The organism is Actinomadura sp. NPDC049382 (genome assembly GCF_040677125.1).
In the GTDB taxonomy this organism is placed as follows: domain Bacteria; phylum Actinomycetota; class Actinomycetes; order Streptosporangiales; family Streptosporangiaceae; genus Spirillospora; species Spirillospora geliboluensis.
The window spans coordinates 55,719-76,402 of sequence record NZ_JBFARO010000019.1 but is presented as its reverse complement, the minus strand read 5'-3'; the positions used below and the strand labels follow the sequence as shown (position 1 = coordinate 76,402).

Sequence of the window (20,684 nt, the reverse complement as noted above, 5' to 3'; positions counted from 1 at the left end):
TGCGCGCAGGTCAGCGGCGCCCGCCCGGCAGCATCCGGCGCGCCAGCGCCAGCACCCCGGCGACGGCGCCCAGCACCGCGCTCGCGCCGAGCGCCCACAGCGACCCGGCACCGTCCTCGATGATCGGCCCGTCCGCCGCGACGTTCCGCACGGCCCCGAGCTCACCCGTACCGTCCTGCAGGGCCCGCGTGTCGAGCACGGAGACCGCGACCGGCCCCTCCTGCCCCGCGCCCGCCCGCTGCTGGACGGCACCGCCGCCCGCCCCGGCGGGCGGCACCGGCGGGTTGACCGTCACGAGCCCGGTCACCGCGGCCAGCGGATCCTGCCGGAGGACGACGTCGAGCAGCCCCGGCCGCACGGCCTCCGCCCGCTCGTCCTGCGGCTTGACCAGCTTGGAGAAGCCCATGCTGGGCAGTCCGCCGCTCAGCCCGGGCCGTCCGAGCGTCCCGAGCGTCCCGAGGGGAGCGTCCACCGGCAGCAGCCCGTCCGCGCCGGGCACCTCGGCCCGCCGCGCGCCCACCACCGACACCCCAGGCAGCCCGCCCGCCTGGACGAGATCACCCACCTCGGTCAGCTCACCGTTCACTGGAACACCGTCCGTACCCGGCAGACCACCTTGCGTCCGGTGCCCAGCCGCCACCGGCACCACCAGATCGTTGACCTGGGCCAACCCGTTCACCCCAGGCAGGTCCTCCGCACCCGGCACACCGCCCTGTGCCCGCTGCCCAGCAGCCGGCAGAACCAGGCCGTTGACCTGGCTCAGCCCGTTCGCCGCGAGCAGCTCCTCCGCGCCCGGCACGCCGCCCTGCGCACGCTGCCCGGCCGCCACCGGCACCACCAGGTCACTGACCTGGGTCAGCCCGATCGCCCCAAGGAGGCCCTCCGTGCCGGGCAGGCCGTTCTTGGTGCGCTGACCGTCCGCCGCCGGGCGTCCCAAGGTCTGGGGCAGTTCGCGCGGCTGGAGCAGGTTGTTGGCGCTGGGCGTTCCGGCCATGTCGAGCAGGGTGGCCGGTGAGGGGGTGGTGCCGCCCTGGGCACGGCTGTAGGAACTAAGGACGTTCGCCTGGCCCGGCAGGTCGGTCACAGAAGGAAGGTCGCTCGCGACCCTGGGGAGGACGGGGTGGCTCCCGGTCCCGGGCAGGAGGTCGAGCGGGCGGGGCGACGAGGAATAGCCGGGGTACCCGCCGTTGCCGTCCTGGCATTGGGCGGACGCGATGCCGACGAGCGCGGCGGTGTTGCCGCAGGCGTCCGCGGGGGCCTTGGTCGGGGCGTGCGCCTGGTTTCCGGCGAGGACGCCGCCCGTCCCGGACGTGTGCTGGTGGCCGCCGGTCGCGGGGGTCGCGTGGGCCCCGCCCTCGCAGAACGCCCAGGCGTGTCCGACCACGGCCGCCGCGTTGCCGCAGGCGTTCACGGGGACGCTGATCGGCGAGTTCTCCTGGTTCCCGGACAGGACCCCGGAGGCGCCGTCGGTGATCTGGTGGCCCGCCCCGTAGTGGCCGCCGCCGTGGACGGACGCCCCGCCCGCGCAGGACGCGGCGCCGTTGCCGACCGTGTTGCCGCAGGCGTCCACGGGCGCGCTGATCGGAACGTTGCCCTGGTTTCCGCTGCCGACTCCGGCGACGCCGGACGTCTCCTGCCCGGAGCCCGCGTGTCCGCCGTTCTTGACGTGCGCGCCGCCCTCGCAGCCGGCCACCGCGTTCCCGGCGACCGCGACGGCGTTGCCGCACACGTTGACGGGTGCGGAGATCGGCGCGTTCAGCTGGTTGCCCGCGAGGACGCCGCCCGACCCGTCGGTGGTCTGCCCGCCGTGGGCGCCGCCGCCGTTGACCTTGGCGCCGCCCTTGCAGCCGCCGTCCGCCGTGCCGACGACCGCGGCGCTGTTGCCGCAGACGTTCACCGGCGCTGAGATGGGAGCGTTGACCTGGTTGCCGGACGCGATGCCGTGCGCGCCGGACGTTCGCTGCCCGTCCGCGTGCCGCTTGTGGACCTTGGCGCCACCGTGGGACGTGGCGTCGCCGATGCCGGCCACGGCGACGTTGTTGCCGCTGACGTCGACCGGCGCGGAGACCGGCGCATCGATCTGGTTGCCGCTCAGGATCCCGCCGTCGCCGCTCGTGACGTCGGCGAAGGCGTGGGACGGGAGGACGGTGACGCCGAGGGCGACAAAGCCCGCGGCGAGCACCGCGGCACGCGATGTGCCCTTTGCCCGCGTTCGCATGATGCTCCGTTCAGGGGATGTGTGGAGACGCACGTGTGCCGTGGGTCTCGTGGGGGATGACATGCCGCGCCGGGGGCGCGGCGGATGACCGGACCGGCGCGCCCGAGCCGCACGGGCACGCGTCCGGAGCCTGTGAACAGGGGTCAGTCGGGCGCGAAGGACGGCTCGTCCGCGGCGGTGCGGACGGCCGGGGGAAGCGCGCCGGAGACGCGCGCGAGCGGCGCGCGCGGCGGGGGCGGAACCCAGGTGACGGTGTCGGGGCAGCCTGCGGTCACGCCGCCGCCAATGCCGGCCGCGTCCGAGTGATCGCCGTGCCGCTCGGGGGCGGGCGGTGCCGGGTGCTGGACGGCGTGCCGGGGCGCCTGCGCGACGGCGGGCCGTGTGTGCGCGACTTTTGAGACGGCGGGAGCGCGGTGGCCCCACGCGGGCAGGTGCACGTCAGGCCGTGGGCGCGTCGCCACCCGGGCGGCCGAGGTGCTCGACCGCACCACATCGAGGCGCCGCACGCCCGGCCGGACCGGTGCCTGCCGCACCGGGGGCGGGAGCTCCGGGGCCGCCGCCGGCGGCACGTCCGCGGTCACGGGCGCCACGGCCCGTTTCACCGGCTCGTGCTCGTGGACGATCGCGGCCGCCCGCTCCAGCACGGGGGCCTTGGCGACGAGGTGCGCCGCCGGTGGCGGGAGCTCGTCGGCGTGCGCGGACTGTGCCGCGCATCCGAGCAGCCAGCCCGCGATCAGCAGCCCGCCGAGGACGAGCAGCCGCCGGACGGCCCGTCCGGTGGGGACGCGGCGCAGCCGGACGGAGACCGCCCCGACCCGTGCCGCGTCCCCTGCCACCGAACACCCTCCGTTGCACCCGAACCACCCTCAACGAAGAGTGACGTTAGCACCACGGAACGCATTGGCGTTGGCAAATTCAGGAGCGATCAAGGAATTTGTCGAGGACCCTGGCGCCGAAGCGGAGCCCGTCCACCGGAACGCGCTCGTCGACCCCATGGAACATTCCGGAAAAGTCCAACTCTGGGGGCAATTTCAGCGGCGCGAAGCCGAAGCAGCGCATGCCGAGCCGCGCGAACGACTTGGCGTCCGTCCCGCCGCTCAGGCAGTACGGCACCGGCAGCGCGCCCGGGTCCTCCGAGGTCAGGGCCGCCTCCATGGCCGCGACGAGCGCCCCCTCGTAGTCGGTCTCGACCGCCTGGTCATGGTGGACGAAATCGCGCTGCACGTCCGGTCCGAGAAGTTCGTCCACGACCGCGAAGAACTCTTCCTCGTGCCCGGGCAGAAAGCGCCCGTCGACCTGAGCCGTGGCGCTCTGCGGAATGACATTCGTCTTGTACCCGGCGTCCAGCCGCGTCGGATTGAGCGTATTGCGGAGCGTCGCGCCGATCATCCGCGCCAGCGGCCCGATCTCATCAAGGCACTTTTCCGGACGTTCCGGATCGAATTCCACCCCGTACGCCATGCACGCCCGCTCCAGGAAGGCCCGCACGGACTTCGTGAGCCGCACCGGGAACTCGTGCGACCCCAGCCGCGCGACCGCCGCCGCCACCGCCGTGACCGCGTTGTCCGGATGCACCATCGACCCGTGCCCGGCCGTGCCCCGCGCGGTCAGGTTCATCCACGCGATGCCCTTCTCCGCCGTCTCGATCAGATACATGCGCCGGTCCCCGGGCACCGTCAGGCTGAACCCGCCGACCTCCCCCACGGCCTCCGTGCACCCCTCGAACAACTCCGGATGCTCCCGCACCAGCCACTGCGCACCCCACGTCCCGCCGGCCTCCTCGTCGGCCAGGAAGGCCAGCACGACGTCCCTGGGCGGCCTGCGCCCCTCCCGCAGGCGCTGCCGCACCACCGCGAGGATCATCGCGTCCATGTCCTTCATGTCGACGGCGCCGCGCCCCCAGACGCACCCGTCGGCGATCTCGCCGCCGAACGGGTCCCGCGTCCAGTCCTCCCGGCGGGCCGGCACCACGTCGAGATGCCCGTGCAGCAGCAGCGCGTCCCGCCCGGGATCCTCCCCCTCGACCCGCGCCACGACGCTCGCCCGCCCCGGATGCGACTCGAAGATCCGCGCCTCCAGGCCGACCTCCTCGAGCTTCTCCGCGACGTACTCCGCCGCCACCCGCTCCCCCGGCCCCGAATGATCGCCCGGGTTGCTGGTGTCGATCCGGATCAGCTCCTGGCAGAGCCGGACGACCTCGTCCTCAGCGGTCGGCTGCCGAACCACAGTGATCACCTCGCGTCCTCGCGTACCCGTCCCATGGTGCCCGCCGATCGACTTCGCCGCGACTCGTCTCCTTTGGTACAGTGAAGCCCGCCGCAGCCCCGCTGCGGCCTGCACACCAGGTCCGGGTGGCGGAATAGGCAGACGCGCTAGCTTGAGGTGCTAGTGCCCTTTACGGGGCATGGGGGTTCAAGTCCCCCCTCGGACACATACTGACCGCGCATGTGGGGGTTCCGGAATCTCTCGGGCCTCCACTTCGTGTTTCTGGGGACGGTAGGGCATCCCAAGGGGCGTTACTCGCCTGTTTCGCCGTCGATCAACTCTCGGGCTATGTCCAGGTGGCCGGCGTGGCGGGCGTACTCCTGGAGCGCATCCAGCGGCGTTCGAGCCGGCCGAGGTGCTGGACCAGTCCTAGCGGTGACCAGCCCAGCGGCTCGACCGGCGTGCGGAGCAGTGCGTCGGGCAGGCCGGAGATCTTCCGCATCAGGGCCTCGCGGTACCACTCCAGGTAGCCGAGGAGGAGTTCACGAGCGTCCGTGACGTCGGTGCCCGGGCCGTCGAGGAGTGCGGGGCACGGCGTCAGCGGAGGGAGTTGCCTCCGTCGGCTATGAGTGAGCGGCCCGTGATCCAGGCGGCCTTGTCGCCGCATAGGAACGAGATGACGCCGGCGAGGTCTTCCGGGGTGCCCGCGCGGCCGAGGGGGGTGGCGCGGGCGGCGGCGGACAGGAGGCGTTCCGGGTCGGGGCTGATGTCGTGCAGGGCGTCGGTGGCGATGACGCCCCCGCTCACGAGGTTGACCGTGATGCCGTCGCGGCCCAGTTCCACCGAGAGGTAGCGGACGACGGACTCGGCCGCGGCCATGGCGGCGGCGATCGCGGCGTAGCCGGGGACGTGCCGGCTCGTTCCGGTGCTCACGGTCGTGACGACGCGGCCCCCGTCGGCCAGGTGGGGGCGCGCCGCCGCCACCAGGGCGAGGAGGGAGCCGACGCGGGTGGCGAACATCTGCTCATAGGTGTGCCAAGGCGTGTCGAGGGCCTTTCCCAGTGCCGGCGAGGTCGCGCCGAAGCCCGTGGCGTTGGAGACGACGGCGCGCACGGGGCCGAGGCGTTCGCTCGCGGCGCGCACGAACTCCGTGCATTGGTCCTGGTCCGCGACGTCCAGCGCGAAGGCGGCGGCGTGTCCGCCGTTGCGGTGGATCTCATCGACGACCCCGTTGGCGGACGCGGCGTTCCGGTGGTAGCCGACCGCCACGGCGTAGCCGTCGCGGGCGAGCGCCAGGGCGGCGGCGCGGCCGATGCCGCGGCCGGCGCCGGTGATGGCGGCGGTCTTCATCGGCGTTCTCCGAACGTGACGCGGTCGCCGTCGGCCGCCTCGGCGTAGCGGCGCCGCGCGTCCCGCTGGAGGTCCGCGGACTCGGGGCTCGCGAGGCGCTCCGCGAAGAGCCCGGCCTCCAGGCGGAGACCGTCGGTGAGCGGCAGCCGGGTCCCCTCGACCAGGGCGCGTTTCGCCGCGGCGAGCGCGGCGGCGGGACGGGACGCCATGTGGCGCGCCAGTCGCAGCGCCTCCGTCTGGAAGGCAGGGATGGGGAGGACCCGCTCGACGATTCCGGCCGTCCTGGCCTGCTCGGCGGTGAGGACGTCACCGGAAAGGACGACGTCGGCGGCCCGGCCGGGGCCGATCAGCCTGGCCAGGCGCTGGGTGCCGCCCGCGCCGGGAATGATGCCGAGCGCGGTCTCCAGAAGGCTGAAGTGGGCGCCGGCCGAGGCCCAGCGCAGCGTGCACGCCAGGGACAGTTCGAGGCCGCCGCCCCACGCCTGGCCGTCGATCGCGGCGATCACCGGCTGCGGGAGGCGCTCGATGCGCCGCATCGCGGTGTACCAGATCCTGGCGCGCGGCACCGGCCCCCGGGACAGCTCGGCGAGTTCGTCCAGGTCCGCGTGGGCGATGAAGTAGCCGGGGACGCCGCCGGTGAGCATCACGACGCCGATGTCCGGGTCGGTCTCCAGCCGGGCGAGCTCCGCGTCCAGTTCTTCGAGCGCGGCGAAGGTGAGGAAGTTGCGCGGCGGGTTGCGGTAGGTGAGGACGGCGACGCCGTCGCCATCCTCCCGGGTCCACATCGTCATGTCAGTCCTTGGGTGAGTCGAGTCCGTGCTCGGTGAGGAAGCGCAGCACGGCGTCATTGAAGAAGGCGGGGTTGTCCTGGTTGGCCAGGTGGGCGGAGTCGGGGACGACGAGGTATCGAGCCAGCGGGTCGCGGCGCGCCCAGGCGGGCATGGCGGTGCGGAAGTTGCCGAGCCGGTCGTGTTCGCCGTGCAGCAGCAGTTCGGGTACGTCGATCCGGTAGCCGGGCTCGGGGTGGAGGGCGCCGACCAGGCTCGCCATGACCGCGACCATGTCCGCGTGCGCCATCCGGCTCGCCGTGTCGAGCACGTACTCCCGGACGCGCGGATCCCGTGCGGACGCCTTGGCCTCCTGGCGGATCAGGGCCTTGCGCGGGTACCAGGGCAGCATGCGGACGACCGCCGCGGCCTGGAGCCGTTCCCGGCGCGACAGCGGCAGGGTGTTCCCGGCGCAGCCCAGCGCGACCAGAGCCGAGACCCTGCCGGGGTGGTGGTAGACGATCTCCTGGGAGAGGTTGCCGCCCATCGACTGGCCGACGAGGACGGTCCGCTCGATGCCCTCCCCGTCGAGGATCGCGAGCAGGTCCTCCGTGGCCGCGTCCAGGGACCAGGGAGTCCGGTTGGGAATGGAGCGGCCGTGTCCCCGGACGTCCCACAGGAGGATCCGGTGGCGGGCGGCGAACCTCTCGATCTGCGGTTCCCACGTGCGGTGGTCGAGGGTGGCGCCGTGGGTGAACACGATCGGGGGTCCGTCACCCGAGCCGCCGGTCCAGTAGTGGATCTCGCAGCCGGTGCGCTGGACGGTCCGGTGCCGCAGCGTCACGGCTCCGCCTCGTCGCCCAGGAGGAGCACCGACGCGCCGTAGTGGACGCTCTGGCTGGACGGTGTGCCCGCCCCGGCCGTGGCGACCGGCTCTCCGCCACCCTGATTGCGGTCGAAGTGCGGGAAGTTGCTGCTGGACAGCAGCAGGCCGATGCTGTGGCCCGCCCGGAAGCGCTGGGCCGTGTACCCGAGGTCGATCTCCAGTTGGACGGGTTCTCCGCGCGGCACGGTGGTGCCCGGGCCGTCGCGGTGGCTCAGCCGGACGACTCCTTCGCAGACCGGCAGGAGCCGTCCGTCCGGTAGCCGGTCCACCAGGCGGGCCATCACGTCGGCGTCCGCGGCGTCGGTCGCGAAGGTGAGCCGCAGCCGGACCCGGCCGGTGACGTCGGTGTCCTCGTCGAGCGCGTCGCCGAGGTAGAGCAGGACGTCGGGTCTCGCGGCGATCCGGCCGAGGTCCAGCGGCCCGGGGGCGAGCCGGCCGAGGTGCAGGACGCGCCCGCCGCGGCTCGGGACCGGGTCGGCCGGGTCGTGGACGTAGCCGTCGGGTTCCGCCGGGTCGGGCACGGCGGTCAGCCTGCCGGGCGTTCCACCGGCGACCGCGGGGCCGGTCAGGTAAAGGGCGTGGCCGGTGGCGTCGGCCGGGGGCCACCGCTCGGCGGTGCGCCATTCGTCCGCGCCCATCATGAAGTAGAGGACGGGGTCGGATTCGCCCGGCCCGTCCAGGCAGCGGCGGAAGAAGTCCAGGTGCCGGGCGGGGAGCCGGGCGGCGGCAGCCGAGGCCGCGACGCCGAAGTTCACCTCGCCCTGCAGGTGGGTGAGGGCGCCGGTGTGCGCCCAGGGCCCGACGATCAGCTCGTGCCGCAGGTCCGGGCGCAGCCGCCGCATCTCCAGGTGGCCGCGGACGGTCGCGGTGGCGTACACGTCGTACCAGCCCGTCACCGACAGGACCGGCACCTCCACGGCCGCGTGGTCCCAGTCGGGCAGGGCCCTGACCCGGCCGTCCAGCAGGTCGCCGATGCGGATCGGGAATCCGGGCAGGTCCAGTTCCGGCATGCCGGCGAGCGGCAGCCGCCGCATCGCCCGCTCCGGGTCGTGGATCAGGGCCGCGACCTTCGCGGCGAGCGCCGGGTCGGCGTCCGGCCCCTGCCGGCCCAGCCAGTCGGCGGCCATGTAGGCCAGCCATCCGACCAGGTGGTCGAGCCGGAGCGCGCCGCCGGTGTCGCGGGCGTCGGCCGCGGCGCCGGTCGTCATGGCCGGGGCGATGCCCCGCAGGTGCGGCGGCCGCAGCGCCGCGCCGAGCCAGGCGACGATGCCGAGGTAGGACGTGCCCGCGAGGAACACGTTGCCGTCGCACCAGGGCTGCGCCGCCGCCCATTCGACGGTGTCGAAGGTGTCCTCGGCCTCCTGCTCCCACATGACGGCCTGCCACTCGCCGCCGGATTCGAACCGGCCGCGGGTGTCCTGCACCAGGGCGGCGAACCCGCCGGTGAGGCAGTGCTGGGGGTGCAGGGCGTCGGAGCTGATCTGCCGCCGGCCGTACGGCGTCCTGAAGATCACGGCCGGGGCCGGGGACGGGGGCCGCCACAGGTCGCCGCGCAGCAGCACGCCGTCCCGCATCGGGGTTTCGACGCCGCCTTCGATGCGCCCCAGTTCCATCGTCACACCGCCTTGAGGGTGAGCATCGTGCGGGCCATCTCGTTCCATCCGGCGGTCGCGCCGCCGTCCACGGTCAGGGCGCAGCCGGTGAGGAACGAACTGCCGGGCAGTGCCGCGAACACGGCGGCGCGGGCCTGCTCCTCGGGGGCGGCGAGCCGTCCGGCGGACGTCGTCGCGGTGAGGGAGTCGCGCAGCGGGCCGGGCGGCCACAGCTCGTCCACCATCCCGGTGTGCGTCGGGCCCGTGACCAGCGCCACCGCGCGGATGCCCTGCGCGCCGTAGTCGACGGCCACCGACTGGGCCAGCCCGATGAGGGCGTGCTTGGCCATGTTGTAGACGGGGGAACGCGGTGTCGCCGCCACCCCGCACATCGAGGACGTGAACACGAACACGCCGCCCTCGGCGCGCATGTGCCCGACGGCGGAGCGCACCAGGTAGAAGTTGGCGTCGCAGCACACCCCCATCACCTTGCGGTAGTCGGCGTCGGTGAGGCTGTGCGGGCGCCCGGGGACGTTGACGCCGGCGTTGCCGTGGACGACGTCGAGCCGGCCGTGCCGGGCGACCACCGTCTCGACGACCTCGGCGACCTGGGCCGGGTCGGAGACGTCCGCCTGGACGATCCCCTCCCCCGGCGTCAGGTCCACGCCGACGACCTCCGCGCCCACGGCCCGGAAGAGTCTCATCGAGGCGGCTCCGATGCCGCTCGCCGCGCCGGTGATCAGGACGACCCGGCCGTCGAGGCGGCCGAAGACGTCGCCGTCCGTCATGGTCATGCGTTTCTCCTCAGCGGCCGGTGAACTCGGGGCTGCGCTTCTCGACGAAGGCCCGCGCGCCTTCGACCGCGTCGTGCACTTCCCTGTTGTTGCGGATGTGGAAGGTGTTCTGGATGCGGAGCGCCTGTTCGAGCGGCTGGCCGTAGACCCGCTCGCGCAGCTGCTTGTAGAGGCCGATCGCCCGGGTCGGGCCGGCCGCGAGGCGCCGGGCCTCGGCGAGCGCCGCGTCCCGCAGGTCCGCCGGCGGGACGACCCGGGTGTAGATGCCCAGGCGCTCGGCGTCGGCGGCGTCGAGCAGCCCCCCGGACAGGTAGATCTCCGTCGCCTTCGCGGTCCCGACGATGCGGGCCAGCATCACGGCGGTGCCGGTCTGCGCCACGTTGACCAGGCAGCTGCCGATCCGGGCCGTGTCCGCGGCGATCCGCAGGTCGGCGGCGCAGGCGAGCTCGGTGCCCGCTCCGGCCGCGGCGCCGTTGACCGCCGCGATGACCGGCTGCGGCGCCGTGACGATCGCCTCGACGATCCGCAGGTACACCGGGTCGGCGGTGTCGCCGAGGACCGGCGAGTGCCTGCGCTCCCCGGCGAGGTGCTCGTCCACCGCGCCGAGGTCGTCCCCGCCGCAGAACGCGCTGCCCGCGCCGGTCAGCACCACGACCCGCGCCCGCGGATCGGTCTCGGCGCGCTCCAGCGCGCGCAGCAGCTCCTCGCCGAGCGCGCGGTCGAGCGCGTTGCGCCGGTCCGGGCGGTTCATGGTCAGCCACAGGACCCCCGGCGCCGGCCGCGAGACCAGCAGGACCCCGCCGCCTCCGGACGCCGTGCTCTCCTGCCCCTGCGTCATGCTCGGACCATCCCTCCATCGACGAACAGTGCTTGGCCGGTGATGTAACCGGCGCTCGTTCCCAGCAGCCAGACGACCGCGGCGGCGACCTCCTCCGGGTACCCGCAGCGGCCGAGCGGCAGCCGCGCGGCGACCTTCTCGGCCAGCCCGCGGAGCCCGCTCTCATCAAGCATCGGAGTGTCGATGAAGCCGGGGCACACCGCGTTCGCGCGGACGCCGAGCGGCCCCAGCTCGACGGCGAGGGACCGGGTCAGGCTCAGCAGCCCGCCCTTGCTCGCGTCGTAGGCGGCCTGCCCAGCGAACCCGGTCACCGCGATCGAGCAGACGTTGACGACGGCGGCGCCCGGCGGCCCGGCGAGGGCGGGGGCCGCCTCGCGGGCCAGCCGGAACGGCGCCGACAGGTTGACCTCCAGCACGCGCGTCCAGTCGGCGGTGCGGTGCTCGCCGAGCGGCGCGCGGTGCTCGACGCCCGCGTTGTTGACCAGGCCGTCGAGGCCGCCGAGCCGCTCGGCGGCGCGGGCGACGAGCCGCCGCGGCGCACCGCTCGCGGTCAGGTCGAGCGGGAGTGTGTGCAGCCGGTCGTCCGCGACCTCGGCGCCGAAGCGGCGCTCCAGGCGGCGGCATCCGGCCTCATCGATGTCGGTCGCCAGCACCCGCGCGCCGTGCAGGAGCAGTTCGGCGACGAGCGAGGTGCCGATGCCTCCGGCGGCGCCGGTGACCAGGACCCGGCGGCCGTTCACGCCGCCGTCCCGGTACGGGCCCGGTGCAGCAGCCGCTCGGCGTTGCCGTGCAGCCAGGCCCGGACGGTGCCGTCCGGCAGGCCGAGCCCCGCGACCTCAGCAGCGAGCGCGGCGGGCGGGCGGGCCTGCGTCCAGCTGGTCGACCCGAACATGACCCGGTCCCGGACGGGCCCGGCGCCCAGCGCCATCAGCGCCTCCCAGCCCGATCCCGGGGTCGCCATCCTGGACGGGCGGTGCGAGGAGAACTCCAGGTGGACGTTGGCGTGCCGCTGCGCCACGGCCAGCATCTCGGCGACCCAGGGCCATCCTCCATGGCCGGCGATCAGGACCAGGCCGGGGTGGGCGCCGGCGATCCGGTCCAGCACGCGCGGCGCCGAGACGTCGATCGGGACGTCGGAGCGGAAGTGCTGCCCGCAGTGCAGCCACACCGGGACGCCGGCGTCGGCGGCGAACCGCCAGAACTCGGCGTGCTCGGGCCCGGACGGGTCGACGCCGTCGAGGAACGGGATCACCGACAGGCCCGTCGCACCGAGCGAGTCGAGCGCGCGGCGCGCCTCGGCGAGCGCGGCCCGCGGGTCGGCGAGGGCGACGCCCGCCCACGCGCTGAGCCGGTCCGGGTGCCGCGCGGCGTAGCCGGCGACCCGGTCGTTGACGGTGCCGTCCGCGACGGGCCACGGCCCCCCGTGCAGGACCTGGTGGGTCACCCCTGTCTCGGCGAGCGCGGCGACATGGCGGTCGATGTCGAAGACGTCCCCGAGGACGGCGGCCAGCCGCTCCGCCGTGCCGGCCGGGTCGCGCGCCGCGTCGGCCGCGACCTCGCCGGGCGCCCGCCCGGTGCGGGCGGCGAGCCGCCCGGCGAACAGCACGAGGTAGCGGGGCGCGGCGGTGGCCAGCGCGCCCAGATAGGCCGTCCAGCACTCGGTGTCATAGGCGACCTCGCAGACGTCGATCACCGGTTCACGCATCACGGCCTCCCTTGTGTACAAACGTTTGTTTACCAGATTTCCCGATGACAGGTCAATGAACGTTCATGTGGTGATAGCGTCAAGGCGTGGCTACGACACGCTCCCGGACGACCGCCGCCGGCACCCCGGCCGCGGCCTCGATGAGCCGGCGGATCCTCGACGAGGCGGCGCGCCTGTTCTACGAGGACGGGTTCCCCGCCACCAGCGTCCGCAAGATCACGGCCGCGTGCGGGGTCACCGCGGGCTCGCTCTACAACCACTACGGGTCCAAGGAGGAGGTCCTCTACGCGATCCTCAAACGCGCCCACGAGGACTCGGAGGCCCTGCTGGAGGAGGGCCTCCTGCACGGCGGCGACCGGCCCGACCGGCAGCTCGCGGAGCTGGTGCGGGAGCTCACCCTGTTCCACACCGAGCGGCGCATCGAGGGCCTCGTCGCCCGGACCGAGTGGCGCCACCTCCCGCCCGAGCAGGCCCGCGAGGTCCTGGACGCGCAGCGGCGCGTCCGCCGGATCTTCGAGCGGACGCTGGAGCGCGGCCTGGCCGCCGGCCGGTTCCGGCTGAGCGACCCGCGCTCGCAGCGCCCGGCGCAGGTGGACGTGGTCGCCAAGGCCATCCTCGACATGTGCATCAACGCCGGGCAGTGGTTCCGGCCGGAGGGCGCGATGACGGCCCGGGAGCTCGCCGACCAGTACGCGTTCCTGGCCCTCCAGCTCGTCGGCGCCGACCCCCAGCAGACCTGACGCCCCGGCGTTCTGCCGGGTGGGTCGTCCCGCACGCGCGGAGACCGGAGGGCGCACCGGACGTGCCGGTGCGCCCTCCGGCCGGGCGGTTCAGCGGGTGGCGGACGTCCCGCCGATGCGGTCCCGCCGGACGACGACGCCCAGCCGCTCGCGGTCGGCCGTATCCGGAGTAACGCCCTCCGCGCGCAGCCGATGCTTCTCGATCTTGTTCGTGGGCGTGTGCGGCAGCGCGCCGACCACGCGCACATAGCGCGGCACCATGAAGTGCGCCATCCGCGGGATGAGGAAGCGCAGCAGCTCGGCGGGGTCGACCGCCGCGCCGTCCACGGGCGCGACGACCGCGAGCACGTCGTCCTCGCCGTGCGGGCTCGGCACCGCGACCACCGCGGCCTCCCGGACCGCCGGATGCGCCAGCAGCTCGGCCTCCACCTCGGCCGAGGAGATGTTCTCGCCGCGGCGCCGGATCGTGTCGCCCATCCGGTCGACGAAGAAGTACTCGCCGTCCACCGTGCGGAAGGCGTCGCCGGTGTGGAACCAGCCGTTGCGCCAGGCCCGGGCCGTCGCCTCGGGCATCCCGAGGTAGCCGGAGTTCATCGCCCAGGGCTGGGCGGTGCGCAGCACCAGCTCGCCGACCTCCCCGTCGGGGACGGCCCGGTCGTGCTCGTCGACGACCCGCGCCTCGACGCCCGGCCGCAGCCGCCCGGACGTGCCCGGCACCTCCGGATCGGGCCCGGAGATGATCGGGATCGAGACCTCCGTCATGTTGAACATGGCGACCACGTCGACGCCGAAGCGCTCGGCGAACGCCGCGCTGTCCTCGATGAGCGGGATCATGAAGACGCGCCGGAGCGGGTGCGCGCGGTCCTCCGGGGAGGGCGGGCGCTTGCCGAGGAACGTCGCCATCACGCCGAGCAGCGTGACGTGCGTGGTCTCCGTCGCGCGGACGGTCGGCCAGAACGACTCGGTGTCGAACGCGTCCACGAGGCTGATGCCGCCGCCGAACAGCAGCGCGGCGTAGGTGCCGATGGTGCCGCCCGCGTGGAACAGCGGCAGGTTCACCATGTAGCGGTCGGCGGCTCCGAAACCCGTGAACGCGGCGCGCGCGCACGCCGCTAGCTGGACGTACGAGCACAGGACGCCCTTCGACGGCCCGGTCGTCCCGGACGTCAGGATCACCGCGTACGGGTCCCACGGCCTGGCCGGCGCCTCCGCCCGGAATCCGGGGGCGGGCGCGGCCAGCGCCTCCGGCCCGAGGACTTCCAGGCCCGGTGCCGTCTCCGGCGGGGCGTCGTCCGGTCCGAGCACGACCACGCGTTCCAGCGCGCCGGTGTCGATGTCGGCCAGCCGCCCGGCCAGTTCGGCGTGCACGACCGCCGCCCGCGCCCCCGACAGCCGGATCGCGTGTTCGAGCAGCCCGCCGCGGTAGGCGGTGTTCAGCGGGACGAGGGTGCAGCCGAGCAGGTTCACGCCGAACCAGACCCGCAGCGCGTCCGGCCCGTTCGGCAGCCAGGAGACCACCGTGTCGCCCGGCCGCACGCCAAGGCCGTGCAGCCCGGCGGCGACGCGCTCGGCCTCGGCGAGGGTCTCGGCGTAGGTCCACCGCGTCCCGTCCTGGAAGACCGCGTACACCCGGTCGGGGTGCTCGGCGGCACGGCGGACGAGGAGCTCCCCGACCACGCAGTCCTCGGCCCCGGGCACCGCCGGGCCCCACCATTCGTCGCTCATGTCACTCCTCGTTCCGCGGCCCGCCGGCCGCCGCCGCGCCCAGGTAGGCGACCCGCAGCGCCGGGTCCGCCGCCAGCGCGGCGGCGTCCCCGGACGCCTCCACCTCACCGTGCCGCATGACGAGCCCCCGGTCGGCGAGCGCCAGCGCCTGGCCGACGCGCTGCTCGACCAGGATCACCGTCAGGCCCTGCTCGCGGAGCCGGTCCACCACCGCGAACACCCGCTTGATGATCACGGGCGCGAGGCCGATGGACGGCTCGTCCAGCAGCAGCGCCCGGGGCTCGCGCATCAGCGCCTGCCCGATGGCGAGCATCTGCTGCTCCCCGCCGCTGAGCACCTCCGCGTAGGCGTCCATCCGCTCGCCCAGGACCGGGAACAGGTCGACGACCCGTTCCGTCCGCTCCCGCTCGACTTTGCGCCGGTTCGGGACGTTCCACAGCCCGAGCCGCAGGTGCTCGGCGACCGTGAGCCCGGTGAACAGGCGCCTGCCCTCGGGGATGTGGACGAGGCCGTGCGCCACGATCCGCTCCGGGCTCCACCCGGTGATGTCGGTGCCGCCGAAGCGCACCGACCCGGACGTGGGGCGCAGCAGCCCCGAGATGGTGCTGAGCAGGGTGGTCTTCCCGGCGCCGTTGCCGCCGACCACCGCGAAGACCTCGCCCGTCCGGACCGCGAAGTCCACCGAGCGGACCACCGGCACCGCCCCGTACCCGGAGCTCAGCCCGGACACGCTGATCAGTTCCTCGCCCTGCGCCGTCATGCCGGTGCCCCCAGGTACAGTTCGACGACCCGCGCGTCGCCGAGGGCGTCCTCCGGCGCCCCCGACGTCACCAGTTCGCCCCGGTCGAGGACCGTCACCACGTCGGCGACGTTCGCGACGAGTTCGATGTGGTGCTCCACCAGGACGACGGTGGTGCCGGCGTCGCGGATCGCGCGGATCAGCCGTCCGAGCGCCTCCAGCTCGCGCGGGGTGAGCCCGGCGGCCGGCTCGTCCATCAGCAGCAGCCGCGGGCGCGCCATCAGCGCCCGCGCCACCTCCAGCAGCCGCTGCTCGCCGTGCGGCAGCGCGGCGGCCTCCTCGTCCGCCCGTCCCGCCAGGCCGTGGGCGGCGAGCAGCCGGTCGGCCTCCGCCGCCAGCGCCGCTCGTTCGCGCCGGGCCCGGGGCAGCCGCAGGACGGTCGCCGGCCCACCGGACCGTTCACGCGCGTAGGCGCCGAGCAGGACGTTGTCGCGCAGGCTCGACGCCCCGAGCAGCCGCGGCGTCTGGAAGACGCGCGCGACACCGCGCCGGGCGAGCCGCTCCGCGGGGGCCCGGCTGACGTCCTCGGCGCCGAGGAGGACCCGGCCCTCGTCCTGCCGCAGCAGGCGGCTGATCACGTTGAGCAGGGTCGTCTTCCCCGATCCGTTCGGCCCGACGATCGCGTGCACCTTGCCGGGCTCGATGGTGAGGTCGACGCCGCGCAGGGCGTGCACGCCGCCGAACGACTTGCGGACGCCGGACAGTTCGACGCCGAGCGGCGCGCCGCGCGGCGGCCCCACTTCGGCCGTGCCCTCGGCCTCGGGCTCGGCCTCGGCCTCGGACTCGGTGCGGGGAGTCGCGGCGGGCGGGCGGGCCTTGCGGTACCGCGCCAGCAGTTTGTCCCACGCGCCCGCGATGCCCTGCGGCGCGTACACCATCAGCGCGAGCAGCGCCGCGCCGTAGATGAGGCCGCGCCACTCCGCCAGGCCGGTCAGCAGCTCCGGGAGCGCGAAGAACAGCAGCGTGCCGATGATCGGGCCCGCCAGGCGCGCCGCGCCGCCGATGATGACGACCAGCAGGAAGAGGATCGAGAAGTCGAGCGTGAAGTCGTCCGGCGTGACGAGCCCGTGGTGGACGGCCAGCAGCGCCCCGCCCAGCCCGGCGGTGGCGCCGCCGCAGGCGAACGCGAACAGCTTCGCCCGCGCGGGGCCGACGCCGACGCTCCGCGCCATCTCCGGCGCGTCCCGGACGGCCATCATGCCCCGCCCGAGACGGGAGTCGACGATGTTGCGGACCATGACGAACAGTACGGCGTTCACGGCGATGACCAGCCACAGGACGTCCCGCTCCGCCAGCTCCCACGACCCGATCGCGGGCCGCGGGATGCCGACGAGCCCGGACCAGCCCCCGGTCAGCCCCTCGAACTCGACGAGCAGGCTGCGCGCCGCCATCGCCGCGCCGAGCGTCACCAGCGCGATGTACCAGGACGACAGGCGGAACGCGGGGAGCGCCATCAGCGTCCCGGCGACCGTGGTGACCAGCACCGCCGCGGGCGCCGCCCCCCAGAACGTCCAGCCGTGGTCGGCCATGAGGACGCCGGTCGTGTACGCGCCCACGGCGACCAGCGCGCCCTGGCCGAGCGAGACCTGGCCGGTGTAGCCGAACATGATGTTCAGGCCCGTCCCGACCACCACGTAGATCGCGGCGGTGGTGGCGAGGTAGGTGATCGTGGGGTCCCCGGTCGCGGGCGGCAGCACGGCCGCCGCCGCCAGCAGGACGAGCCAGGGCGCGGCACGGCGCACGGCGCCCGGCCGGTTCCGGATGGCCTCAGACATGGCGCTGCACCGCCAGACCCCGCAGGCCGTTCGGCCGGACGAGCAGGATGAGCAGCATCGCCGCGAGCAGCACGACCGACTGCGAGCCGGGCGAGGCGTAGGCGGCGCCGGCGGCCTCGACGGTGCCGAGCACCCAGCCGGCCACCAGCACGCCGCGGTTGTCGCCGATGCCGCCGACCGCCAGGGCGGCGAACCCCTTGATCAGCAGGCCGAGGCCCATCGTCACCGAGGCGAGCAGCAGCGGCGCCGCCAGCACGCCGGTGAGCCCCGCCAGGGCGCCGCCGAGCAGGAACGAGCGCCGGGTCAGCGCCCGCGGGTCGATGCCGCGCAGCCGGGCGCCGTCGCGGTCGGCGGCCACCGCGCGCAGCGCGGTGCCGAGCCGGGACCGGTCCAGCAGGCCGAGCAGCAGCACCACGGCGACGGCGACCGCCACCACCGCGACCTGGTAGCTGGAGAACCGGAACCCCGCCACGTGGTTGACGTCCAGGGACAGCGGCCACGGCGGCGCGACGGTGCTCGGCTGGTCCGTCCAGAGCCGTCCGGCGGCCTCCGCGATCAGCAGCGAGAACGCCAGCGTGGTGATCACCCAGCCGGCGGCGTGGGACGACCTGCGCAGCACCGGGGTGACGGCCACCCGCTCCTCGGCCAGCGTCACGACCCCGACGACGGCCATGACGCACAGCACGGCGATCCCCCAGGGGAGCCGGCCGATCGGGGTGGCGGCCATCAGCATCGCGCCGATCATGATGAGCTCGCCCTGCGCGAAGTTCACCACGTTCGTCGGCCGGTGCAGCACGTTGAAGCCCATCGCGACGAGGCCGTACAGGCTGCCGAAGACCAGCCCGGCGACCAGGATGTCGGCGATCATGGAGCGGTCACACCCCGTCCGCGCGGCGCCGCAGGACCCCGCCGAGGCTCTCCGGGTCCTTCGCCGACATCAGGGTGCCGATGGTGATGTCCTCGTCGGCGATGCCGGAGTGCCGCTTCGCGGTGAAGGAGACCTTCGCGCGGATGCCCTGGTAGCCGCTCACCTTGTCGAGCGCGGCCTTCAGCTTGGCCGGGTCGGTGCTCTTGGTGTCCTCGACGACCTCGGCCATCAGCATCATGTAGTCGTAGTAGGGGCTCGTCACCGCCGAGTAGCCGAGGCCGGCGGTGTCCGGGTGCTTGTTGATGCGCTCGACCAGCTTGGTCACCTCCGCGGACGGCTTCTCCTGGCCGGTGTAGGTGAGCCCCCGGTAGGTGGTGCCGAAGAACCCGTCGAGCAGCGGACGCGGGAACTCCCCGAGCGCGTCGATGTAGTTGAGGTCGTGCGACACGATCACCGGCTGGAAGCCGCTCGCCGCCATCGCCCGCAGGATGAGGACCGTCGCCTGCGGCTGGCCGGTGAACAAGCCCAGCCCGTCGACGCCGGCGCGCTCCAGGTTGCGGACGAACGGCGTCATGTCGGAGGCGTCCACCTCGAACACCTCGACGGCCACCGGCTTGGTGGAGTAGGCGTCCCGCAGGGTCGCCACGACGGCGTCCCTGATCGAGGTGCCGAACTCCGAGTTCTCCACGATGATGCCGATCTTGCGCAGTCCCCGGACCTCGTGGAGGAAGCGCGCGGCGACCCTGGCCTGCTGGGTGGTGTTGTAGACGAGCTGGTAGTGGTGCGGGAAGCGGTCGCCGTCGCCGAGCAGCTCGGCCCCGCCCCACGCCGACTGGATCAGCTCGGCGCGGGCGAGCGCCGTCACCGACGCCAGCACCTGTGAGCTGCCGGTGGGGCCGACGACGAAGGTGGGCTTGTCCCGGATCAGCCGCTGCGCCACCGCGGGCTGGCTGGCCGGGCTCCCCTTGTCGTCGTGCTCGGTGACCTGGACGGCCTCGCCGAGCAGCCCGCCGGCCGCCTTGATGTCCTCCAGGGCGAGCCGCGCGCCGACGTAGATCGGCTTGTAGGCGGCGGCGAGCCGGCCGGTCTTCGGCTCCACCCACCCGATCCGGGCGGCCTTCGTCCCGCCGCCGCCCGAACTGCCGCACGCCGCCGTTCCCAGGCCGAGCACGCCGAGCGCGGTGGCGGACGCGGCGCCCGCCAGGAACCCGCGCCGGGACATCCCGTCCGTCCGGTAAGTGACCAAGGCCGCCTCCTCGATTTGGTGTATGAACGTTTGTATACTTCACCCCGATCCACGTCAAGGGAGGTCTGGCAGCACCGGTCCCCGCCACACCCTGCGGCGGTCTGGTGCCCGAGAGATTCGCGTTGCTTCGCCGCGATGCGGCGACGGCGGCTTCCCTGCCGCCGGACGGCGCTCCGCATCGTCATGGGCCGAAGGCGCGACGAGCGGGAAAAGGACGGCCCGGATCGAGCGGTGGGGTGCGTCGATCCGGGCCGCCAGGCGGTGATCCGTAGGTTATGAAGCCTGGTTCAGGACGTACTCGGCTACCTGGGCGTGGGTGGCGTACCAGACGCCCTGCTGAGCGTCGATGTGCTCAAGGAGTTCGCGCAGGACGGTCATGCGGGAGCGGTGGCCGATGACCTGCGGGTGCATGGTGAGCTGGAACAGCCCGCCCTCCTCCAGGGCGGCGTCGAACTCGTCGCGCCAGATCCCCGCCACGTCCCGCGGCGGCGGGCACGTCCGCAGCATGCCGCCGAACTCCAGCACCAGGTACGGGACGTCGTCCCTGATCCAGTCGACCGGGATCTCCACGACGCCGGTCGGCTCGCCGCCGGCGAGCAGCTCGTACGGTTCGTCGTCGGCCATGAGGGAGGAGTCGTAGCGCAGGCCCAGCTCGCGGGTGATGGCCAGGGTGTGGTCGGAGAAGTCCCACGCCGGGGTGCGGATGCCGACCGGGCGGGTGCCCGACAGCTTCTCCAGGGTGTCGGCGGCGCGCAGGGCCAGCTCGCGCTCGTCGGCCGGGTCCAGCGTCGTGTTGCTCTCGTGGATCCAGCCGTGCATGCCGATCTCGTGGCCGGCGGCGACGTAGTCGCGGACCTCCTCCGGGTGCAGCAGGCCCGAGACCGCCGGCATGAAGAACGAGGCCGGGATGCCGAAGCGCTCCAGCAGGCGGAGCACCCGGCGGGCGCCGACGCGGGAGCCGTACTCGCCCTGCGCCAGGGGGCCCGGCCCGGTCTCGCCGACGCGCAGGACGCTCGTCTCGTGGTCGCAGTCGAAGGAGAGCGCGACCGCGACGCGGGCGCCTCCCGGCCAGGACGCCGGGTGCAGGGAGCGGCCGGCGCGGACCCGCTCCACATGGCCGCGCCAGATCTGCTCGTCCCACTGCCAGGGCTGCTGTTCGGTCATGTGAGCCTCTCC

At 74.1% G+C, this 20,684-nt stretch carries 19 protein-coding genes, 1 tRNA gene and 1 pseudogene; 2 read left to right on the top strand and 19 right to left on the bottom strand.

The window, feature by feature from the left end; translation table 11 throughout:
* Positions 1 to 10 precede the first annotated feature (10 nt).
* From AB0K34_RS14940 to AB0K34_RS14930, 3 genes are all read right to left on the bottom strand, one after another.
* Positions 11 to 2,218: a chaplin family protein gene (locus tag AB0K34_RS14940; RefSeq protein WP_364548800.1), complete on the bottom strand. Its 2,208-nt coding sequence runs from the start codon at positions 2,216 to 2,218 to the stop codon at positions 11 to 13.
* 143 nt (positions 2,219 to 2,361) lie between these two features.
* Positions 2,362 to 3,054, bottom strand: coding sequence for a hypothetical protein (locus AB0K34_RS14935; protein ID WP_364548798.1), 693 nt, complete (start codon positions 3,052 to 3,054; stop codon positions 2,362 to 2,364).
* A 79-nt stretch (positions 3,055 to 3,133) separates the two neighbouring features.
* Positions 3,134 to 4,453, bottom strand: coding sequence for a M20/M25/M40 family metallo-hydrolase (locus tag AB0K34_RS14930; RefSeq protein ID WP_301174908.1), 1,320 nt, complete (start codon positions 4,451 to 4,453; stop codon positions 3,134 to 3,136).
* A 110-nt stretch (positions 4,454 to 4,563) separates the two neighbouring features.
* Between AB0K34_RS14930 and AB0K34_RS14925 the strand changes: the two genes are divergently transcribed.
* Positions 4,564 to 4,649 (top strand) — tRNA-Leu (locus AB0K34_RS14925).
* 85 nt (positions 4,650 to 4,734) lie between these two features.
* On the opposite strand, the gene AB0K34_RS14920 is transcribed toward AB0K34_RS14925, so the two are convergent.
* The 10 genes and pseudogenes from AB0K34_RS14920 to AB0K34_RS14875 all read right to left on the bottom strand — a co-directional run bounded on the left by AB0K34_RS14920 (position 4,735) and on the right by AB0K34_RS14875 (position 12,355).
* On the bottom strand, positions 4,735 to 4,944 hold the full coding sequence (locus AB0K34_RS14920) for a DUF664 domain-containing protein (RefSeq protein ID WP_338072569.1): 210 nt from the start codon (positions 4,942 to 4,944) through the stop codon (positions 4,735 to 4,737).
* Positions 4,879 to 5,090, bottom strand: a pseudogene (locus AB0K34_RS14915) (hypothetical protein); the annotation flags it as partial. The pseudogene AB0K34_RS14915 and the gene AB0K34_RS14920, both read right to left, overlap by 66 nt.
* A complete protein-coding gene (locus tag AB0K34_RS14910; RefSeq protein ID WP_364548795.1) occupies positions 5,021 to 5,773 on the bottom strand; it encodes an SDR family oxidoreductase in 753 nt (250 codons plus the stop codon). The pseudogene AB0K34_RS14915 and the gene AB0K34_RS14910, both read right to left, overlap by 70 nt.
* Complete coding sequence (locus AB0K34_RS14905) at positions 5,770 to 6,564, bottom strand: enoyl-CoA hydratase/isomerase family protein (RefSeq protein ID WP_364548792.1); 795 nt, start codon at positions 6,562 to 6,564, stop codon at positions 5,770 to 5,772. The genes AB0K34_RS14910 and AB0K34_RS14905 overlap by 4 nt, the downstream gene beginning before the upstream one ends.
* A 1-nt stretch (position 6,565) precedes the next feature.
* Complete coding sequence (locus tag AB0K34_RS14900) at positions 6,566 to 7,384, bottom strand: alpha/beta hydrolase (protein ID WP_364548789.1); 819 nt, start codon at positions 7,382 to 7,384, stop codon at positions 6,566 to 6,568.
* The gene (locus tag AB0K34_RS14895) at positions 7,381 to 9,039 is read right to left on the bottom strand and encodes a CocE/NonD family hydrolase (RefSeq protein ID WP_364548786.1); all 1,659 of its coding nucleotides are present in this window, start codon (positions 9,037 to 9,039) and stop codon (positions 7,381 to 7,383) included. Before AB0K34_RS14895 ends, AB0K34_RS14900 begins: the two co-directional genes overlap by 4 nt.
* Positions 9,040 to 9,041: 2 nt before the next feature.
* Positions 9,042 to 9,812 (bottom strand): SDR family oxidoreductase, encoded by a 771-nt coding sequence (locus tag AB0K34_RS14890; RefSeq protein ID WP_364548783.1) that lies wholly within the window; start codon positions 9,810 to 9,812, stop codon positions 9,042 to 9,044.
* A gap of 10 nt (positions 9,813 to 9,822) precedes the next feature.
* Entirely contained in the window at positions 9,823 to 10,650 is an 828-nt protein-coding gene (locus AB0K34_RS14885; protein ID WP_364548781.1) for an enoyl-CoA hydratase-related protein, read from the bottom strand.
* Positions 10,647 to 11,390, bottom strand: a complete 744-nt coding sequence (locus AB0K34_RS14880) for an SDR family NAD(P)-dependent oxidoreductase (protein WP_364548779.1) — start codon at positions 11,388 to 11,390, stop codon at positions 10,647 to 10,649. The genes AB0K34_RS14885 and AB0K34_RS14880 overlap by 4 nt, the downstream gene beginning before the upstream one ends.
* Positions 11,387 to 12,355, bottom strand: a complete 969-nt coding sequence (locus AB0K34_RS14875) for an amidohydrolase family protein (RefSeq protein ID WP_364548776.1) — start codon at positions 12,353 to 12,355, stop codon at positions 11,387 to 11,389. Before AB0K34_RS14875 ends, AB0K34_RS14880 begins: the two co-directional genes overlap by 4 nt.
* An 86-nt stretch (positions 12,356 to 12,441) precedes the next feature.
* Between AB0K34_RS14875 and AB0K34_RS14870 the strand changes: the two genes are divergently transcribed.
* Positions 12,442 to 13,095: a TetR/AcrR family transcriptional regulator gene (locus tag AB0K34_RS14870; RefSeq protein WP_138641884.1), complete on the top strand. Its 654-nt coding sequence runs from the start codon at positions 12,442 to 12,444 to the stop codon at positions 13,093 to 13,095.
* A gap of 90 nt (positions 13,096 to 13,185) precedes the next feature.
* Here AB0K34_RS14870 and AB0K34_RS14865 read toward each other — a convergent pair whose 3' ends face one another.
* The 6 genes from AB0K34_RS14865 to AB0K34_RS14840 form a co-directional block, all read right to left on the bottom strand.
* Positions 13,186 to 14,820, bottom strand: a complete 1,635-nt coding sequence (locus AB0K34_RS14865; RefSeq protein ID WP_364548772.1) for an AMP-binding protein — start codon at positions 14,818 to 14,820, stop codon at positions 13,186 to 13,188.
* A 1-nt stretch (position 14,821) separates the two neighbouring features.
* Entirely contained in the window at positions 14,822 to 15,580 is a 759-nt protein-coding gene (locus AB0K34_RS14860) for an ABC transporter ATP-binding protein (protein WP_364548770.1), read from the bottom strand.
* On the bottom strand, positions 15,577 to 17,394 hold the full coding sequence (locus tag AB0K34_RS14855; RefSeq protein ID WP_364548767.1) for a branched-chain amino acid ABC transporter ATP-binding protein/permease: 1,818 nt from the start codon (positions 17,392 to 17,394) through the stop codon (positions 15,577 to 15,579). The genes AB0K34_RS14860 and AB0K34_RS14855 overlap by 4 nt, the downstream gene beginning before the upstream one ends.
* Positions 17,387 to 18,262: a branched-chain amino acid ABC transporter permease gene (locus tag AB0K34_RS14850; RefSeq protein WP_138641738.1), complete on the bottom strand. Its 876-nt coding sequence runs from the start codon at positions 18,260 to 18,262 to the stop codon at positions 17,387 to 17,389. The genes AB0K34_RS14855 and AB0K34_RS14850 overlap by 8 nt, the downstream gene beginning before the upstream one ends.
* Positions 18,263 to 18,269: 7 nt before the next feature.
* On the bottom strand, positions 18,270 to 19,508 hold the full coding sequence (locus AB0K34_RS14845) for an ABC transporter substrate-binding protein (RefSeq protein WP_364548763.1): 1,239 nt from the start codon (positions 19,506 to 19,508) through the stop codon (positions 18,270 to 18,272).
* 273 nt (positions 19,509 to 19,781) lie between these two features.
* The gene (locus tag AB0K34_RS14840; protein WP_364548760.1) at positions 19,782 to 20,672 is read right to left on the bottom strand and encodes a polysaccharide deacetylase; all 891 of its coding nucleotides are present in this window, start codon (positions 20,670 to 20,672) and stop codon (positions 19,782 to 19,784) included.
* Positions 20,673 to 20,684: the final 12 nt, after the last annotated feature.

Coding starts and splice junctions, on each gene's coding strand:
- AB0K34_RS14895 (WP_364548786.1), bottom strand. CDS start 9,039: ATGGAACTGGGGCGCATCGAAGGCGGCGTCGAAACCCCGATGCGGGAC.
- AB0K34_RS14840 (WP_364548760.1), bottom strand. CDS start 20,672: ATGACCGAACAGCAGCCCTGGCAGTGGGACGAGCAGATCTGGCGCGGC.
- AB0K34_RS14905 (WP_364548792.1), bottom strand. CDS start 6,564: ATGACGATGTGGACCCGGGAGGATGGCGACGGCGTCGCCGTCCTCACC.
- AB0K34_RS14885 (WP_364548781.1), bottom strand. CDS start 10,650: ATGACGCAGGGGCAGGAGAGCACGGCGTCCGGAGGCGGCGGGGTCCTG.
- AB0K34_RS14860 (WP_364548770.1), bottom strand. CDS start 15,580: ATGACGGCGCAGGGCGAGGAACTGATCAGCGTGTCCGGGCTGAGCTCC.
- AB0K34_RS14940 (WP_364548800.1), bottom strand. CDS start 2,218: ATGCGAACGCGGGCAAAGGGCACATCGCGTGCCGCGGTGCTCGCCGCG.
- AB0K34_RS14875 (WP_364548776.1), bottom strand. CDS start 12,355: ATGCGTGAACCGGTGATCGACGTCTGCGAGGTCGCCTATGACACCGAG.
- AB0K34_RS14850 (WP_138641738.1), bottom strand. CDS start 18,262: ATGATCGCCGACATCCTGGTCGCCGGGCTGGTCTTCGGCAGCCTGTAC.
- AB0K34_RS14890 (WP_364548783.1), bottom strand. CDS start 9,812: ATGACCATGACGGACGGCGACGTCTTCGGCCGCCTCGACGGCCGGGTC.
- AB0K34_RS14910 (WP_364548795.1), bottom strand. CDS start 5,773: ATGAAGACCGCCGCCATCACCGGCGCCGGCCGCGGCATCGGCCGCGCC.
- AB0K34_RS14855 (WP_364548767.1), bottom strand. CDS start 17,394: ATGTCTGAGGCCATCCGGAACCGGCCGGGCGCCGTGCGCCGTGCCGCG.
- AB0K34_RS14865 (WP_364548772.1), bottom strand. CDS start 14,820: ATGAGCGACGAATGGTGGGGCCCGGCGGTGCCCGGGGCCGAGGACTGC.